The organism is Aquabacterium sp. A08 (assembly GCF_011742065.1).
The window spans coordinates 22,725-40,598 of the sequence record NZ_JAAQQT010000692.1 but is presented as its reverse complement, the minus strand read 5'-3'; the positions used below and the strand labels follow the sequence as shown (position 1 = coordinate 40,598).

The 17,874-nt window shown below is 68.8% G+C and carries 17 protein-coding genes; 14 read left to right on the top strand and 3 right to left on the bottom strand.

Features of this window, described 5'->3' with window-relative positions:
- Positions 1-4 precede the first annotated feature (4 nt).
- Positions 5-1,543, bottom strand: a complete 1,539-nt coding sequence (locus HA630_RS19770; RefSeq protein ID WP_166836989.1) for an AMP-binding protein — start codon at positions 1,541-1,543, stop codon at positions 5-7.
- Positions 1,544-1,625: 82 nt separating this feature from the next.
- Between HA630_RS19770 and HA630_RS19765 the strand changes: the two genes are divergently transcribed.
- A complete protein-coding gene (locus HA630_RS19765) occupies positions 1,626-2,444 on the top strand; it encodes an enoyl-CoA hydratase/isomerase family protein (protein ID WP_166836991.1) in 819 nt (272 codons plus the stop codon).
- 37 nt (positions 2,445-2,481) lie between these two features.
- On the opposite strand, the gene HA630_RS19760 is transcribed toward HA630_RS19765, so the two are convergent.
- Positions 2,482-2,802 carry a 2Fe-2S iron-sulfur cluster-binding protein gene (locus HA630_RS19760; RefSeq protein WP_166836993.1) on the bottom strand — a complete coding sequence of 107 codons (321 nt, stop codon included), beginning with the start codon at positions 2,800-2,802 and terminating at the stop codon, positions 2,482-2,484.
- Positions 2,803-2,988: 186 nt separating this feature from the next.
- Here HA630_RS19760 and HA630_RS19755 point away from each other — a divergent pair, with 186 nt between their 5' ends.
- The 9 genes from HA630_RS19755 (at position 2,989) to HA630_RS19715 (ending at position 13,048) form a co-directional block, all read left to right on the top strand.
- The gene (locus HA630_RS19755) at positions 2,989-3,819 is read left to right on the top strand and encodes an enoyl-CoA hydratase/isomerase family protein (protein WP_166836995.1); all 831 of its coding nucleotides are present in this window, start codon (positions 2,989-2,991) and stop codon (positions 3,817-3,819) included.
- Positions 3,820-4,569, top strand: coding sequence for an SDR family oxidoreductase (locus HA630_RS19750; protein WP_101047887.1), 750 nt, complete (start codon positions 3,820-3,822; stop codon positions 4,567-4,569).
- The gene (locus HA630_RS19745; RefSeq protein ID WP_166836997.1) at positions 4,566-5,504 is read left to right on the top strand and encodes an alpha/beta hydrolase fold domain-containing protein; all 939 of its coding nucleotides are present in this window, start codon (positions 4,566-4,568) and stop codon (positions 5,502-5,504) included. The genes HA630_RS19750 and HA630_RS19745 overlap by 4 nt, the downstream gene beginning before the upstream one ends.
- Complete coding sequence (locus HA630_RS19740; RefSeq protein ID WP_101047885.1) at positions 5,501-6,958, top strand: hydroxymethylglutaryl-CoA synthase family protein; 1,458 nt, start codon at positions 5,501-5,503, stop codon at positions 6,956-6,958. The genes HA630_RS19745 and HA630_RS19740 overlap by 4 nt, the downstream gene beginning before the upstream one ends.
- Positions 6,959-6,969: 11 nt before the next feature.
- Positions 6,970-8,172, top strand: a complete 1,203-nt coding sequence (locus HA630_RS19735; RefSeq protein WP_166836999.1) for an acetyl-CoA acetyltransferase — start codon at positions 6,970-6,972, stop codon at positions 8,170-8,172.
- Positions 8,173-8,186: 14 nt separating this feature from the next.
- Positions 8,187-9,461 (top strand): NAD(P)/FAD-dependent oxidoreductase, encoded by a 1,275-nt coding sequence (locus HA630_RS19730; protein ID WP_243855553.1) that lies wholly within the window; start codon positions 8,187-8,189, stop codon positions 9,459-9,461.
- A gap of 131 nt (positions 9,462-9,592) precedes the next feature.
- Complete coding sequence (locus HA630_RS19725) at positions 9,593-11,185, top strand: class I adenylate-forming enzyme family protein (RefSeq protein ID WP_166837002.1); 1,593 nt, start codon at positions 9,593-9,595, stop codon at positions 11,183-11,185.
- A 124-nt stretch (positions 11,186-11,309) separates the two neighbouring features.
- Positions 11,310-12,566, top strand: a complete 1,257-nt coding sequence (locus tag HA630_RS19720) for a Rieske 2Fe-2S domain-containing protein (RefSeq protein ID WP_166837004.1) — start codon at positions 11,310-11,312, stop codon at positions 12,564-12,566.
- The gene (locus tag HA630_RS19715) at positions 12,563-13,048 is read left to right on the top strand and encodes an aromatic-ring-hydroxylating dioxygenase subunit beta (RefSeq protein WP_371809301.1); all 486 of its coding nucleotides are present in this window, start codon (positions 12,563-12,565) and stop codon (positions 13,046-13,048) included. Before HA630_RS19720 ends, HA630_RS19715 begins: the two co-directional genes overlap by 4 nt.
- Positions 13,049-13,103: 55 nt before the next feature.
- Here the strand turns inward: HA630_RS19715 and HA630_RS19710 are convergent, their stop codons facing one another.
- A complete protein-coding gene (locus HA630_RS19710; protein WP_166837006.1) occupies positions 13,104-13,706 on the bottom strand; it encodes a TetR/AcrR family transcriptional regulator in 603 nt (200 codons plus the stop codon).
- 103 nt (positions 13,707-13,809) lie between these two features.
- On the opposite strand from HA630_RS19710, the gene HA630_RS19705 reads away from it, so the two are divergent.
- The 4 genes from HA630_RS19705 to HA630_RS19690 form a co-directional block, all read left to right on the top strand.
- Positions 13,810-14,997 carry a CaiB/BaiF CoA-transferase family protein gene (locus HA630_RS19705; protein WP_166837008.1) on the top strand — a complete coding sequence of 396 codons (1,188 nt, stop codon included), beginning with the start codon at positions 13,810-13,812 and terminating at the stop codon, positions 14,995-14,997.
- Positions 14,998-15,110: 113 nt separating this feature from the next.
- Positions 15,111-16,118 carry a TRAP transporter substrate-binding protein gene (locus HA630_RS19700; protein ID WP_166837055.1) on the top strand — a complete coding sequence of 336 codons (1,008 nt, stop codon included), beginning with the start codon at positions 15,111-15,113 and terminating at the stop codon, positions 16,116-16,118.
- Between the two features lie 90 nt (positions 16,119-16,208).
- On the top strand, positions 16,209-16,718 hold the full coding sequence (locus tag HA630_RS19695; protein ID WP_166837053.1) for a TRAP transporter small permease: 510 nt from the start codon (positions 16,209-16,211) through the stop codon (positions 16,716-16,718).
- Positions 16,715-17,874 (top strand): TRAP transporter large permease (locus HA630_RS19690; protein WP_208300181.1); only part of this gene is annotated, 1,160 nt, incomplete at its 3' end. The genes HA630_RS19695 and HA630_RS19690, both read left to right, overlap by 4 nt.

Genomic DNA, 17,874 nt, shown 5'->3' with positions numbered 1-17,874 from the left:
CCGGTCATGCGGCCTGCCCTTGCAGTTGCGCCCTCAGCGCCGTCTTGAGGACCTTGCCGTAGTGGTTCTTGGGCAGTTCGGGCACGAACACATAGCGCTTGGGCCGTTTGAAGCGGGCGATGCGCTCCAGACAGTGCGCATCCAGGGCGTCGGCCGTGGGGGCGGCGCCTGCCTTGGCCACCACGAACGCCACCACCACCTCGCCCCATTCCGGGTCGGGGCCGCCCACCACGGCCACCTCCGCCACACCCGCGGCGGTCAGCAGCACCTCTTCCACCTCGCGGGGGTAGATGTTGGCCCCCCCGCTGATCAGCAGATCCTTGCTGCGGTCCTTCAGCGTCAAGAAACCGTCAGCGTCCAGGCAGCCGACATCGCCGGTCCACAGCCAGCCGTCACGCAGGGCCTGCGCGCTGGCTTGGGGGTTGCGCCAATAGCCGGCCATGACCGAATCCCCGCGCACCAGCACCTCACCGATCTCCCCGGTGGGCAGGGCCCGTCCGCGCTCATCCACCACCCGGATCTCCACCGGGGCTTGCGCCGTCCCGACCGACGCCAGCCGCGCCAGGTGGCGGGGGTGGGCGGCGTCCATCAGGTGCACCCGCGACAGCACGGTGCCCACCATCGGGGTTTCCCCCTGGCCGTAGATTTGCACAAAGCGGGGGCCCATGACGCGCAGCGCCCGCCGGATGTCCTCCAGGTACATGGGGGCCCCGCCATAAACCACCGTCTTGAAAGAGGCCGAGCAGCCGTCGGGCGTCAAACCCTGGGCTTCGGCGTGTTCGACCAGGCGCTTGACGATCGTGGGCGCGGCAAAGGTGGACAGCGGCCCGAGCGCCCGGCCCAGGGCGAACAGTTCGGCGGGATCGACGCCGCCCGAGGCCGGGACCACATGGCGCGCCCCCGCCATCAGGTGGGGAATGGCGTAGAGCCCACAACCGTGCGACATGGGCGCGGCGTACACCATGGCGTCCCCAGGCCCGACCGGGTCCACGTCCACGAAGTAGGTCAGCCCCATCGTCATGAGGTTGCGGTGGGTGAGCATCACGCCCTTGGGCCGCCCGGTGGTGCCGCTGGTGTAGAACAGCCAGGCGGTGTCGTCCGGGCGGCTGGGCCAGGGCACGGCGTCGGCCAGATCCGGCCGTCCCATGAACAGCGCAGCGGCTTCGGGCGATTCGACGTCCACCTGTCGCTCCAGTCCCGCGATCGGATCGGGGGCCACGTCCGAGGTGACGAAGGCCCAGCGGGCCTGGGCGTTTTCGACGATCCAGGCCACCTCGGTCGGGTGCAGCTTGGCGTTGACGGGCACCACCACAAGGCCGGCCCACCAGGCGGCCCAGAGCACCTCCAGGTACCGCGGGTGGTTGCGCATGAAAAGCAGCACGCGGTCACCGGCCTGCAGGCCTGCGGCCTGGAAGTGCTGGGCCAGGCTGGCGCTGCGCTGGGCCCACTGGGCGTGCGTGGCCCAGGGCTGGGTGCCCTCGAGGATCGCGATCCGATCGCCAGCCACGCGGGCCTGACGCAACAGCAACTGAGCAAGGTTCATGGCAACTCCAGAGGTCGGGGGCATCACGGTACCCGACAGAACGCCGCTTGGCGATGCGGGCCGAATCCCGTATTCTCTTCCGATGACCAGCCCCCATGACCTCGCCCACCGGGACCTGGCGCCTGCGCCGGTGGCGCGGTGTGTCACCCACGCCATCCGCGATGGCGCCCTGTGGCTGCAGCTCAACCGGCCCGACGCACTGAACGCGCTGAACAGCGACACCCTGCACCTGATTGAAAGCGGACTCGATGCGGTCCAGGACGACGCCACCGTCCGCTGCGTGGTCATTTCCGGGGCCGGCCGGGCCTTTTGTACAGGAGCCGACCTGAAAGCGATCCATGCCGAGGGCACGGCCGACGCTTTTTTGGGCCGTCTGAACGCCACCTTGAACCGCTTGGAGCGCTTCCCCAAACCGGTCGTGGCCATGGTCAACGGACTGGCACTGGCGGGCGGATTGGAGCTGATCCTTTGCTGCGACCTGGTCCTGGCGGCACGCAGCGCCCGTTTGGGCGATGGACATGCCACCTACGGACTCGTTCCCGGGGCGGGCGCCTCGGCCCGGTTGCCCCGCGCCGTGGGAGCACACCTCGCCAAGTACCTGTTGTTCACAGGCGAAACCGTGCCGGCGGCCGAACTGGTGGCGTCGGGTCTGGTCCACCGGGTGGTGGACGACGACCAACTGCTCGACGCCACCACGCAACTGGTCGCCCAGATCGCGGCCAAGAGCCCACTGGGCCTGCAGCGCATGAAGGCGCTGGTCAACCAAGGCCTGGCATTGGACCTGCCGGATGCCTTGCGACTGGAGGCCGAGACGCTGCGCGCCCACCAGTCCAGCCACGACATGCGCGAGGGCCTGGCGGCGTTCCAGGCCAAACGCCCGCCGCGCTTCACCGGGCGCTGAAGCGCACACCGGCCCGCCGCCAAGCCTGGCGACGGGCTCAGGCCTGCTCGGCCGGCAGCTCCACACACAGGCCGTCCAGCGCCGGCTGCACCTTGATCTGGCAGCACAGGCGGCTGGTGGGGCGCTCGTCCAGCACCGCCTCCAACATGAAGGTTTCGGTGGCCGACTTGTCGGGCAAATGCGCGCTCCAAGCCAGGTCGATGTAAGCGTGGCAGGTGGCGCAGCTGCAGGCGCCGCCGCAGTCGCCCAGGATGCCGGGCACCGCGTTGTCCAGGGCCACCTGCATCAGGTTGCGCCCAACGGGGGCTTCGGTCTCGTAGCGCTGGCCCAAGTGGTCAACAAAAACAATTTTTGGCATGGTGTCTCCTGGCGAAATGGGTGCAGCACCCGATGTTGACATAGTCCGTCCTGTCGGACTATTATTGCACACAGGCCCACCGAAAAACACCCACAGGAGACGACACCCCGGCCGCCCGACTGCCCCCCGCGCAGACCTCGGCGGCCGAGCCATCGGCCCCTGTCTTACCCCCCAGACTGGACGCACATGCCCACCTCTCTCCCTCCGCCCCCCGACACCTCCATCGCCGACGGTCCCGTGCTGCTGCGCACAGACGCCGACGGCGTGGCCCACGTGCACCTGAACCGCCCCGGTTCGGCCAACGGCATGGACCTGGCGTTGCTGCGCGCCCTGCACGACGCACTGCTGCAGGTGCACGGCGACGGGCGCGTGCGGGCCGTGCTGCTCACCGGCGAAGGCAAAAACTTCTGCGCCGGGGGCGACGTGCACACCTTCCTGGCCAAAGGCGAGGCCTTGCCGGACTACATCCGCGTCGTCACCTCGGCGCTGCAGGCGGTCGCGTCGCTGCTGATCCGTTTGAACCCGCCGGTCGTGACCGCGGTCCAGGGCTTTGCCGCCGGCGGCGGCGGCATGGGGCTGGTGTGCTCGTCGGACTTCGTGGTGGCGGGCGAATCGGCCAAATTCCTGGCCGGCGCCACCCGGGTGGCGATGGTGCCGGACGCGGGCGTGTCGGTCACCCTGACACAGCTGGTCGGCTTGCGCAAAGCCACCGAAATCCTGATGCTCAACCCCGTGATCGGCGCCGCCGAGGCGCTGGCCATGGGCCTGGTGACCCGGGTGGTGGCCGACGACCGCCTGCACGCCGAGGCGCTGGCCCTGGCGCAACAACTGGCGCAGGGCGCGCCGGCGGCGCTGGCCAACACCAAGCGCCTGCTGTGGAGCGGTCTGGGCCAAGGGGTGGAGCAGGCCATGCCCGAAGAAAACCACACCCAAGCGCGCCTGTCGGGCACGGCCGACGCGCGCGAGGGCCTGTCGGCCGTGATCGAAAAGCGGTCCCCGATTTTCACGGGGCGCTGAATGGCCACCCCGAACGCAAGCCACCCGCCACTGCGCCGCGCACTGGTGACGGGTGGGGCCAGTGGCATCGGTTGGGCGGTGGTGCAGCGCTTGCGGCAGCAAGGCCTGGCGGTGGTGCTGGCCGACCTGGACGGCGAAGCCGCCGAGCGCCGCGCCGCGACCTGCGACGCCACCGCGGTTGCGCTGGACGTGACCGACTTTGAGCGGGTGCGCACAGCGGTCGAGGCCCACGGGCCGTTCGACGTGCTGGTCAACGCCGCCGGGGCCGACCAGCACGCCTTCTTCACCCACACCACCCCAGCCGACTGGCGGGGCCTGCTGGCCGTCAACCTGGAGGCGGTGCTGAACACCACCCACGCCGTGTTGCCAGCGATGCAAGCGGCGGGCTATGGCCGCATCGTGAACGTCGCCTCGGAGGCCGGGCGCCTCGGCTCCCGGGGCGGAGCGGTTTACGCCGCCGCCAAGGGCGGGGTGATCGCGTTCACCCGCTCGATCGCCCGTGAAAACGGGCGGCAGGGCATCACCGCCAACGTGGTCGCGCCGGGGCCGATCGACACCCCGATGGTGCACCGGGGGGTGGCCGCCCAAGGCGAGAAGTTGTTGCACGCGATGACCGGCGCCACCCTGGCCGGCCGCCTGGGCACCCCAGACGAGGTCGCCGCGGCCGTGGCGTTTTTGGCCTCCGAGGCGGCCGGCTTCATCACCGGCGAGGCCTTGGGCGTGTCGGGCGGCATGGGGTGCGGCGCATGAGCCGGCCCCACCCCGACCCGGTGGAGGCCGTGGTCGCACGCGTCCGCGCCACCTACGCCCGCTGGGGCCGCGACACCCCCGTGGCCCAGATGCGGACCGACTGGGACGCCCTGTTCGACACCCCGGTGGACGCCATGGTGACGCCGGTCGATGCCGGCGGCGTGCGCTGCGCGTGGGTGCAGGCCCCGGACACGCGCAGCGACCGCACCGTGGTCTACCTGCACGGCGGCGGGTTCCAGGTCGGTTCGCTCGCTTCGCACCGCGAACTCATGGCAGCGCTGTCCGCGGCCAGCGGGGTGCGGGTGTTGGGCGTGGACTACCGGATGACGCCCGAACACCGCTACCCCGCGCCGGTGCAAGACGGGCTGGCGGTGATGCGCTGGCTGCAGGCACAGGGCGTGACCGGCCCACACACCGCCGTGGCCGGCGACTCGGCCGGTGGCGGCCTGGCCCTGGCCCTGCTGCTGGCGCTGCAAGGCGCCGGCCAGCCCAGGCCGGCGGCCGCCTGGGTCATGTCCGCGTGGACGGACATGACCGCCTCCGGCAGCAGCTACACCACACGGGCGGCGCTGGACCCGATCCACCAGCGGCCCATGATGCTGGCGCTGGCGCGGAACTACCTGGGCCAGGCCCACAACCCGCGCGACCCGATGGCCTCGCCGCTGCTGGCCGCGCCCGACGCCCTGGGCGCGCTGCCGCCCCTGCTGTTGCAGGTGGGCGAGCGCGAAACGCTGGTCAGCGACTCCGAAGACCTGGCGCAGCGGGTGGGCGAGGCTGGCGGCCAGGCGCAGTGCCAGGTCTGGCCCGGCATGGTCCACGTGTTCCAGCAGTACCCCGCCGACCTCCCCGATGCCCGCCTGGCCCTCGCCGCCGGCGGGCGGTTTTTGGCCACACACCTGGGTGTGGCGCCCACCCCCACAAGGAGTCCGACATGATCGGCATCACCGCCTACGGCGGCTACATCCCCCGACTGCGGCTGCTGCGCCAGGCCGTGACCGAGGCCAACGCCTGGTACGCCCCGCACCTGTGCGGCCGCCAGGGCAGCCGCTCTGTGGCCAACTGGGACGAAGACAGCGTGACCCTGGCCGTGGCCGCCGCCCGGGACTGCCTGGGCGCGGAGCGCCAGCACCTGCGCGGGCTGCTGCTGGCCTCCAACACCCTGCCCTTTGCCGAACGCCTGAACGCCGGTATCGCCGCCGGTGCCCTGCGGCTGGACGAATCGATCGAAACCCTGGACCTCTGCGGCACACCGCGCATCGGGCTGTCGGCGGTGTCCCAGGGCCTGGCCCGGGCACGGGCCGGGCTGGGCCACACCCTGGTGCTGGCGGCGGACCAGCGCCAAACCCGGGCGGGCAGCACCCAGGAACTGGATTACGGCGACGGCGCCGCCGCGCTGGTGCTGGGCGACGGACCGGTGCTGGCCGAATGGCTGGGCAGCGGCACCGTGTCGGTGGACTTCATCGACCACTTCCGGGCCACGGGCGCGACGGTGGACTACCACTGGGAAGAGCGCTGGGTGCGCGAAGAAGGCGTGGGCCGCCTCGTGCCCCAGGCGATCCGCCAGGCGCTGGCCCACGCCGGGGTGGCCCCGTCCGCAGTGGACCATTTCATCTGCCCCACCCCCTTTGCCAAGCTGGACGCGCAGCTGGCACAGGCCTGCGGTCTGCCGGCGGGTGCGGTGGTGGACAACCTGGCCCAGAGCGTGGGCGACACCGGCACGCCACACGCCCTGTTGATGCTGGCCCACACGCTGGAGCGGGCCCAACCCGGCGCGGTGGTTGTGGTGGCGCAGTTCGGCAGCGGGGCCGAGGCCCTGGTGTTTCGGGTCACCGAGGCGGTGCGCGCCTTCCGCCCGGCGCGGGGTGTGTCCGGGTGGCTGGCACGCGGCACCCCGGAGCGGCATTACAGCAAATTTCTGGCCTTCAAAGGGCTCCTGGCCCTGGAGCGCGGCATGCGCGGCGAGCAGGACAAAAAAACCGCCCTCAGCACCGCCTGGCGGCACCGCAGCGCCCTGCTCGGTCTGGTGGGCGGGCGTTGCCGGGTCAGCGGCAGCGTGCACTTCCCGCCCAGCCGGCTCTCGCTCGACCCCGGCCAGCCCTTGCTGGACACCCAGGAACCCCACCCGCTGGCCGACCGGGCCGCGCGCGTGCTGAGCTGGTCGGCCGAATACCTGTCCTGGCACCCGGCGCCACCGCACCACTACGGCCAGATCGACTTCGAAGGCGGCGGCCGCCTGTTGATGGATTTCACCGACCTGGACGTGGGCGAGGTGGACACCGGCACCGCCATGGACCTGGTGTTCCGCATCAAAGACGTGGACGACCGGCGCGGCTTCACCCGCTATTTCTGGAAAGCCACCCCGGTGCGCAACGTTCCTTCCCAACCCTGACGGGAGCCCCCATGGCCACAGGCATCAAGAACAAAGTCGTCATCCTCGGCATGGGCTGCTCGCAGTTCGGCGAGCGCTGGAACGCCAGCCCCGAGGACCTCATGGTCGAGGCCTACACCGAGGCGATGGCCGACGCCGGCATCGCCCCCGAACAGCTCGACGCCGCCTGGTTTTCCACCCACATGGACGACGTCGGCACCGGCCGCGGCGGCACGCCCATGGGCATCGCGTTGCGGCTGCCCAACATCGGGGTGACGCGGGTGGAAAACTTTTGCGCCGGCGGCTCCGAAGCGATCCGCGGCGCGGTGTACGCGGTGGCGGCCGGCGCCTGCGACATCGCCATCGCGCTGGGCGTGGAAAAACTCAAGGACACCGGCTACGCAGGCCTGCCCGTGGCCACGGTGGGCACCTACATCCCGCAGTGGTACCCGAACGCGGTGGCGCCGGCCAACTTCGCCCAATTGGCCAGCGCCTACCGCCACCAACACGGGGTGGACGCCGCCCTGCTCAAGCGCGCCCTGGCGCACGTGTCGGTCAAAAGCCACGCCAACGGCGCCAAAAACCCCAAGGCCCACCTGCAAAAACCGATCACCGAGGAGCAGTGCCTCAAGGCCCCGATCATCGCCGCACCGCTGGGCCTGTACGACTGCTGCGGCGTGTCCGACGGCGCGGCGGCGGTGATCGTGACCACACCGGACATCGCGCGCGGCCTGGGCAAGCGCGACCCGGTCGCGTTCAAGGCCCTGCAGCTGGTCACCTCCAACGGGTGGGAAATGCAGGGCAACGGCTGGAACGGCAGCCACGTCCACACCACCCGCGTGGCCGCCCGCCGGGCCTACGCCGAGGCCGGGCTGGAACGCCCGCGCGAGCAGCTGAGCCTGACCGAGGTGCACGACTGCTTCTCGATCACCGAACTGGTCACCATGGAAGACCTGGGGCTGTCCGAGCCGGGCCAAGGCTACCGCGACGTGCTGGACGGCGCCTTCGACGCCGAGGGCCGCCTGCCCTGCCAGATCGACGGCGGGCTCAAATGCTTCGGCCACCCGATCGGGGCCAGCGGCATCCGCATGCTGTACGAGGTGTACCTGCAGCTGCAGGGCCGCGCCGGCCCGCGGCAACTGTCCCAGCCCAGCCTCGGGCTCACCCACAACCTGGGCGGCCAACCGTCGCAGAACGTCTGCTCGGTGTCCATCGTCGGCCTGTGGGACGCCTGAACCCACCCCCTCCCATGAACCCCACCCCACGCCCCATGCACTCCACCCCTGGACTTGTCATCGTCGGCGCCGGCCACGCCGGCAGCGAACTGGCCCTGGCCGCGCGCCAACAAGGCTGGACCGGCGACATCCTGCTGCTCGGCGACGAGCCGGACCTGCCCTACCAACGCCCGCCCCTGTCCAAGGCCTACCTGCTGGGCCAGACCGACGCCGCGGCCCTGGCCTTGCGCCAGCCCGAAGCCTACGCCACCGCCGGCGTCCGCGTGCGTCTGGGCACACGGGTCCGGGCGATTCACCGCGCAGCGCACACGGTCGAACTGACCGACGGCGAACGCATCCCCTACGCCAAGCTGGCCCTGTGTACCGGCGGGCGGGCCCGCCCCTGGGTGTGCGAAGGCATGGACCCCGAGCACCCGCCCAGCAACCTGCTGTCCCTGCGCACCCGGGCCGACGCCGACGCGCTGCGGGCGGGCCTGCGGCCCGACAGCCGGCTGGTCGTGGTGGGCGGCGGTTACATCGGGCTGGAGGTGGCGGCGTCCGCCCGCAGCCTGGGCGCCCAGGTCACGGTGCTGGAGGCACAACCGCGCCTGCTGGCCCGGGTGGCCGGGCAGGCCATGTCCGATTTCGTCGCCGACGCCCACCGCGCCGCCGGCGTCGCCTTGCGCACCGGCGCCACCGTCGCCCGCGTGCACTGCGCAGGCGGCCGCATCGTGCAGGTGGAACTGGCCGACGGCACCGCCTTGCCCGCCGACCTGGTGGTCGCGGGCATTGGCATGCTGCCCAACACCGAAGCCGCCCGCGCCGCCGGGCTGGGCAGCGACCAGGGCATCCCGGTGGACGCCTGCTCGGTCACCGCCGACCCGGACATCGTCGCCGCCGGTGACTGCACGGTCCAGCACGTCGCGCTGTACGACCGCGCGCTGCGGCTGGAGTCGGTGCCCAACGCCTTGGAACAGGCCCGCTCGGCCGCGGCCTGGCTGTGCGGCCAGGCCAAACCCAACCAGACCGTGCCCTGGTTCTGGTCGGACCAGTACGACCTGAAGCTGCAACTCGTCGGGCTGTCCCAGGGGCACGACCGTTGCATCGTGCGCGGCCAGTCGGCACAGCGCCACTTCTGCCTGTTTTACCTGCAGGGCCAGCGCCTGCTGGCGGCCGACGCGGTCAACCGACCGGCCGACTTCATGCTGGTGCGGCGCGCCCTGGCCACCACCGGCGGCCTCGGGCTCGACCTCGACGCGCTGGGCGACGAATCGGTCCCCCTCAAAACCGCCCTCGCACCCCGGCCCTGAATCCCAGGGTTTACCCTAGACCACCGCACGAACCACCCCCACAAGTCCCCACGAATCCTATACTTTAGTCCGACTGGTCGGACCTTTTATATCCCCTCGGAACCGCTGCCACCCAGACCTCAAGGGCAACCATGAAAACACTTTTCCCCCGCGAACTGCTGCGCCGTTGTGCACTCAACTACCCCAACAAGCGCGCCTACGTCTGCGGCGCGCGCGCCGCCACCTGGGACGACATGCACCGCCGCTCCGACCAGTTCGCCCGCGCGCTGCAAGACCTGGGCTGCCGCAAGGGCGACACCGTCTCCATCCTCAGCCAGGAAACCATCGAGGTCTACGAACACCTGTTCGCCTGCGCCAAGATCGGGGCGGTGCGCGTCGGCGTCAACACCCTGTACGCCTGGCCCGAGATGCAACACGTGCTGCGCGACAGCGGCACGAAAATCCTGCTGGTGGACGCACGCTGCCAGGCCATCGTCGACGAACACCTGGCCGAACTGCAGGCGCTCGGCATCCGCCTGATCGGCTTCAACGGCCCGCACCACTACCCCCTGGATTACGAAACCCTGCTGGCCCAAGCCCCAGGCGCGCCAGAACTGCCTCCCCTGCAAGACGACGACCTGCTGCTCTACAGCTACACCTCCGGCACCACCGGCTTCCCCAAGGGGGTGATGATCAAGCAGGTCGGCGTCTCCAACGTCATCCTGCACTGCCTGGCCTCGTTCGGCTTCAGCCCCGACGACGTCTGGTACATGCCCGCGGCATCGGCCTGGGCGGTGGTGATCATGAACCTGTTCGGCCTGGGCAACGGCATGACCACGGTCATCCCCGACGGCGGGTTCCACATCGTGTCCTACCTCAAGGACATCGAAAAATTCCGCGTCACCACCAGCCTGATCGTCCCGACCATGATCCAGCGCGCCCTGGTGGAGAAACAGAACCACCCCTACGATTTGTCCTCGCTGCGCTGCCTGATGTACGGCTCCTCACCGGCCACGCCCAAGCTGATCCGCGAGACCCGCGAGCAACTCGGCGTGGCCATGATGCAGACCTACGGCCAGACCGAAACCAGCGGCGGCTGGCTGACGGTGCTGACCGAAACCGACCACCAACTGGCCCTCTCCACCGAACCCGGCCTGCTGCGCTCGGTGGGCCGCGTCGGTCTGCACTACGAGTGCTCCATCCGCGACGAAGCCGGCCAGGCCCTGCCCCCCCACACCAAAGGCGAAATCTGGCTGCGGGGCGAGAGCGTGATGGCCGGCTACCTCAACCTGCCCGAGGCCACGGCCGAGGCGCTGCCCGGCGACGGCTGGTTGCGCACCAACGACATCGGGATGATGGACGAACGCGGCTACCTCTTTTTGCTGGACCGGCAGAAGTTCATGATCATCACCGGCGCGGTCAACGTCTTCCCCACCACGGTGGAGGCGGTGGTCAGCGAGCACCCGGGCATCCAGGAGGTGGCCGTGGTCGGCGTGCCCCACCCCGAGTGGGGCGAGGCGGTGGTGGCCGTGGGGGTGCGCCGCGCCGGCCACGCCGACCTGAACGCGTCAGACGTGATCCGGTTCTGCGACGGCAAGCTCAGCCGCCCCGAAACGCCCAAGCACGTCGTCTTCGTGCCCGAGCTGCTGAAAACCGTCAACGGCAAGCTGCGCAAGAACGAAATCCGCGCCTGGCTGACCGACCCGCAGACCGGCGAAATCCCCTGGGACATGAACGTCCACTGATGCCGCGCCGGCCGGCGACCCACTGCCGGCCGGCCACCACACCGCCGAATTTGGCCTTGACAAAGTCCGACCGGTCGGACTAATATAAAGACCAACCAACCACCCGTCAGAGGAGCACAACCCCATGGAAACCCCACCCACCCGCGCCTGGGACCGCTTGATCCGCCAGGAATACGTCCACGGCTCGCTGTACACCGACGAAGCCATCTTCCGCGAAGAACTGGAAAAAATCTGGTACCGCACTTGGGTCTACGTCGGCCACGTCAGCGAGATACCCCAGCCCAACGACTACGTGCTGAAAACCATCGGGCTGGAAGAAATCATCATGACCCGCGACCGGGACGGCCAGGTCCACCTGCTGCACAACCGCTGCCCGCACCGCGGCAACCGGGTCTGCGTCAAGCACCAGGGCAACGCCCGCTCCTTCACCTGCGCCTACCACGGCTGGAACTTCGGCAACGACGGCCAGCTCAAGGGCTACCCCTACCCCTCCGGTTACCCGGACGACAAACGCAAAGAACTGGGCCTGGGCCGGGTGGCCCGCATGGGCATTTACAACGGCTTTGTGTTCGGCGCGCTGGCCGCGGACGGCCCCACCCTGGAACAACACCTCGGCCCGGCCAAGGCCACCCTGGACAACGTCTGCCGCAACTCGCCCGAAGGCGAAATCCTGCTCAACACCGGCTTCCTGCAGCACAAGGTCAAGGCCAACTGGAAGCTGCTGGTCGAAAACGAGACCGACGGCTACCACCCCCAGGTGACGCACGCCTCCATCTTCGACGTGGCCGACAGCGGCATCGGGGCGCTGTACAACGAGAACGCCGCCTCGGTGACGCGCGCCTTTGGCAACGGCCACTCGGAGCTGGACCTGCGCCCCGAATTCCGCAAGTTCAACGAACCGATGCGCTGGTTCGGCACCACCGCCGACCGCCTGCCGGACTACGTCGCCAAGATGAAGGCCGCCTACGGCGAGGAGCAGGCCCACGAGATCATGGTGGACGGTGTGCGCCACGTCATGATCTTCCCCAACCTGTTCATCGCCGAGATCCAGCTCTTCGTGCTGCAACCCCTGTCGGTGAACGAAACGGTGCAGCACGTCACCGCGCTGCAGTTCAAGGGCGCGCCGGACCTGAACCGCCGCATGCGCCAGCAGACCATGGGCTCGGTCGGTCCGGCCGGCTTCCTGCTGGCCGACGACGCCGAAATGTACGAACGCACCCAGATGGGCGTGCAGCAGCGCAACCCCGAATGGCTCTACCTGGGCCGGGGCAGCCACCGCGAGCACACCGAGCCGGACGGCTGCGTCGTCGGCAACGTGACCGACGACATGCCGTCGCGTCACCTGTGGAAACACTACCAATCTTTGATGGAGGCCGCGTGAACACCGACCAATTGCGCCAGCTGATGGAGGTCAGCCAATTCATCCACCACGAAGCGCGGCTGCAGGACGAGCACCGCTACGCCGAATGGGAGCAGTTGTGGACCGACGACGCGATCTACTGGGTACCGGCCAACGGCGACGACACCGACCCGGAGCAGCAGATGTCCATCATCTACGACAACCGCTCCCGGCTCGGCCTGCGGGTCAAGCAGCTGTACACCGGCAAACGCCACACCCAGTTGCCGCAATCGCGCCTGTGCCGCGTGGTCTCCAACATCGAGGTGCAAGCGCAGGACGGCGAGCACCTCGTCGCGCGCTCCAATGCGCTGATTTTCGAGTCCCACACCCGGGGTGAGGTCCTCTGGGCCGCGAAAAACGAGTACCGCCTGCGCCGGGTGGACGGCGTCTGGCGCATGGCCCGCAAAAAGGTGACGCTGGCCAACAACCACAGCGCGCTCTACACGATGTCGTTCCTCATCTGAGGGCTGGGGGCCCGGCCGGTCGGCCCCGGCGCCGCCGCCAGCGGGGGCACCGGCTTCAGGCCGGACCGACGGCGCGGAAACCGTTGAGGAACAGGTCCGAAATGTGCTGGGCCAGCTCCGTCGGCTTGAGCACGCCGGACTTTTTGTACCAGGTGAAGGTCCAGATGATCATGCCGAACAGCAGCAAGGCGTAGGGGGTTTGCACCTCCACCCGGGCCATGCGCTGCGGGTTGATTTCCTGGAGCAGCCCGATCAGCATGGCCACCACCTCCTGCTCCATCGCCAGCATTTCCTTGTGCTTGGCCGGCGGCAGAAAACCCAGCTCGTTGGTCAGCACCAGTTGCTCGTTGCGCGAATCGGCCGCCACCTCCACGAACGCGGCCACAAAGCGCTCAAAGCGCTGCAGGGCCGGGGCGGACTGGCCCTGGATGTGGGAGAGTTTGCTCAGCAACATCGTCGTGTGCTCCTTGACGATGGCGTACAGCAGGTCCTCCTTGGCCGGGAAGTAGTGGTACAGGTGCGATTTCGACGCGTTGCAGGCCTTGGCCACGTCCATCATGGTGGTGATCTCGTAGCCTTTGGCGGCGAACAGCGCCGCCGCCTTGCGCAGGATCAGCTCCTTTTTGTCGTCGTAGTTCTCGGATCTTTCTCGGGTCATGGCTGTGGCCTGAACGGTTGAAAAGCACCCCGACCGCCGCGCCTGACGGCGGTCATGACCGGGCACACAAACCCCAATCATAGTCCGACTGGAAGGTCAAAACATGAACATTCACACCACCACCCCCCACCGGGCCGCAGGCCCCCTCGCCGGCCTCACCGTGGTCGAAATGGCCGGCCTCGGGCCGGCGCCCTTCACCGGCATGCTGCTGGCCGACCTGGGCGCCACCGTGGTGCGCATCGACCGCCCGGCCGCTCCGCCCTCCGACCACCCGCTCGACACCCTGCTGCGCAGCGACGGCATCGTGGACCGGGGGCGGCAGTCGATCGCCCTCAACCTCAAAGACCCGCGCGCCACCGAAGTCGTGCTGCGGCTGGTGGCCCAGGCGGACGTGCTGATCGAAGGCTACCGCCCTGGCGTGATGGAAAAGCTGGGCCTGGGGCCGCAGCCCTGCCTGGCACGCAACCCCCGGCTGGTGTACGGCCGCATGACCGGCTGGGGACAAGACGGCCCGCTGGCCCCGTCGGCCGGCCACGACATCAACTACATCGCCCTGTCCGGGGCGCTGCACGGCATCGGGCCGCGGGAGCGACCGGCGGTGCCGCTGAACCTGATTGGCGACTACGGCGGTGGCGGCATGTTGTTGATGGTGGGCGTGCTGGCGGCCTTGCAACACGCCGCGCGCCACGGCGTCGGCCAGGTCGTGGACGCGGCCATGACGGACGGCTCCGCCCTGTTGCTCGCGGCCCAACACGGCTTCACGGCCAAGGGCCATTGGCAGGACCGGCGCGAAAGCAACTTCCTGGACGGGGCCGCCCATTTCTACGGCACCTACACCTGCGCCGACGGCAAGCACGTGGCGGTGGGGGCGATTGAACCGGCGTTTTACCGCCAACTGCTGACCCTGGCCGGCCTGGACGATCCGGCCTTCGACGACCAATGGAACGCCGGCGCGTGGCCCCACCTGCGGCGACAACTGGAGCGGGTGTTCCGCCAACGCAGCCGGGACGAATGGGCGGCGCTGTTCGAGGGCAGCGACGCCTGCGTCACCCCCGTGCTGTCGCTGCAAGAGGCCGCGACCCACCCGCACAACCGGGCCCGCGCCACCTTCGTGGGCACGCCCCAAGGGGTGCAGCCGGCGCCGGCCCCCCGGTTCGACCGCACGCCCACCGCGCTGCCCGCCGCTGCCCCCGAGATCGGTTCGGCCACCCTGCCCTGGCTGGCCCAACTGGGCTATGCGGCAGACGACATCCAGGCCCTGCGTGCGGCGCGTGTGGTCTTTGCCCCGTGAGAGGCAGGCTAGGGTTTGCCCGGGTATCGCAGACCCATGGGCTGCCCTAAATTCGATTATGTTAGACCGTCTGGTCGGTCTTTAACAACCCACCCCAACCCAGGAGACACCGCATGACACTTCGCCCCCTGACCTGTGCCCTTTTGCTGTCGGGCAGCGCCACCGCCTTCGCCCAGACGGTGCTGACCGTCTCGAGCTGGCTGCCGCCCACCCACACCGTGAGCGTGAGCCAGCAGAAGTGGTGCGCCGCCCTGGAACAAGAATCCAAGAACAGCCTCAAGTGCAACATCCTGCCCAAAGCCGTGGTGGCGCCACCCGGCACCTTCGACGCGGTGCGCGACGGCCTGGCCGACATCTCCTACACCGTGGACGGCTACACGCCTGGCCGTTTTGTCTTCACCCAGGTGGCCGAATTCCCCTTCCTGGGCGACAGTTCTGAATCGACCTCAGTGGCCTACCAGCGCACTTACCAGAAGCATTTCGCCCCCATCGGCGAACACCGCGGGGCCAAGGTGCTGGGCGTGTTCACCCACGGCCCCGGTGTCATCTTCAACACCAAAAAACCCATCACGTCGGCCGCCGACGTGGCTTCGCTCAAGTTCCGCATCGGCGGCGGCAACATCAGCGAACTTTCCAAAGCCATGGGCTGGAACGTGACGCTCAAACCCGCGACCGAGTCCTACGAACTGCTGTCCACCGGCGTGATGGACGGCACCTTCCTGCCGGACGAGTCCCTGGCCTCGTTCAAGCTGAACATGGTCAAGCACGTCACGCGTTTCCCGGGTGGCCTGTACAACAGCTCGTTCGTCTTTTTGATGAATGCGGACAAATACAAGTCGCTCACCGCCGAACAGAAAGCCGTGCTCGACAAACTCTCCGGCGAGTACGTGGCCCGCCTGTTCGGCCAGGGCTGGGACGCACTGGACAAAGCCTCGCGTGAAGGGGCGCAGGTATCCCAAGGGGTGCAACAGACCGCCGCACCGCAGGCCTTCGTCAACGAGATCAAAGCCAAGCAATCGGCACTGGAAGACAAGTGGGCCGCGGCCGCCGAAGCCAAGGGCCTCAAGAACGCCAAGGGCGTGCTGGCCGAGTTCCGCGCCGAAATCGCCAAGGTCAAGTAAGCGCCCCCCGAAGCAGCGCTTGCCCCCAGCCAGTGGCCCGGTGTGCCCACCGCCACTGGCTGATTGTTTTTCCCTCTGGAGCTTTTGCGTATGTCCCCAACCCTGGACCGCCTGCTCAAGTGGACCTGTGGCGCGGTCTCGGCCCTGGCCCTCTTTGGCATCATGTGGCTGATGCTGTTCGATGTCATCGGCCGCAAGTATTTCAACCAGTCCATCCCCGGGGCGCTGGAGATCACCGAGATCCTGATGGTGGTGGTCATCTTTGGCGCGCTGCCGCTGGTGTCGTGGCGCGGCGAGCACATCGTCTTCGATTCCCTCGACGGCGTGGTGCCGCGCGCGCTCAAGGGCTTGCAGCACCGCGTGGTGCACCTGCTGTGCGCCGGCACGTTTGCTTTCCTGGGCCTGCAGCTGCTCAAGCGCGCCGAGCGTTTTGCCGAGTACGGCGAGGTCACGGCCCACCTGGGCCTGGCGCTGGCGCCGGTGGCCTGGCTGATGGCCGCGCTGCTGGGCGCCACCGCCTTGGTGCACCTGTTGTTTGTGGTCCAGCTGCCGCCAGGCGCCCTGGAACACGTTGCCCACACCCCGGAGTTGCCGGAATGATTGAAGCGTTGTATGCCTTCCTGGCCGTCTTTGCGATGGCCTTTTTGCGCGTCCCCCTGGCCGTGGCGATGATGATCTCGGGCGTGGTGGGCCTGGGCCTGATGCGGGGCTGGACGCCGGCGTTTGCGGGCGTCAGCCAGGTGGTCTTCGAGACCGGCTTTGCCTATGTGCTGTCGGTCATCCCGCTGTTTGTGCTGATGGGCAACTTCGTGACCCGCGCGGGCATGGCGCGCGAGCTGTACGCGGCGGCCAATGCGTTTGTGGGCCACCGCAAGGGCGGTCTGGCCATGGCCAGCATCATCGCCTCGGGCGGCTTTGGCGCGATCTGCGGCTCGTCCATCGCCACGGCCGCGACCATGAGCAAGGTGGCTTTCCCGGAGATGCGCAAGCACGGCTACAAGGACTCGCTGGCCACCGGGGCGATCGCCTCCGGGGGCACGCTGGGCATTCTGATTCCGCCCTCGACCATCATGGTGATCTACGGGATCATCACCGAGACGAACATCGGGGAGATGTTTGTGGCGGGCATTCTGCCGGGCCTGGTGGCGGTGGCGATGCTGTGCCTGGCGGTGGTGTTTGTGACCTGGCGCGACCCCGAGGCGGGTCCGCCGGCCGAGCGCCGCACCTGGGGCGAGCGGTTCACCGCCCTGCGCAACATCTGGGCGGTGGTGCTGCTGTTTGCGCTGGTCATCGGTGGCATCTACGGGGGGGTCTTCACCGCCACCGAGGGCGCGGGGGTGGGGGCCGCGGGCGCCTTCCTGTTCGCGCTGGCGCGGCGCACGCTGAGCGTGAAGGTGCTGGCCGAGATCCTGGTGGAGAGTTCGCGCACGACGGCGATGCTGTTCACCATCCTGATCGGGGCGATGATCTTCACGAACTTCATCAATTTCACCAGCATGCCGACAGACCTGCGCGACTGGGTGGTGGGCATCAGCCCGAGCCCGATCGTGGTGATCCTGCTGATGATGGCGATCTACCTGGCGCTGGGCATGGTGATGGAGGAGCTGGCGATTGTGCTGCTGACGATCCCGGTGTTCTTCCCCATCGTCACCGGCCTGGGCTTCGATCCGGTGTGGTTTGGCATCCTGATCATCACGGTGGTGGAGATCGGCATGATCTCGCCCCCGGTGGGCCTGAACCTGTTCGTGATCAATTC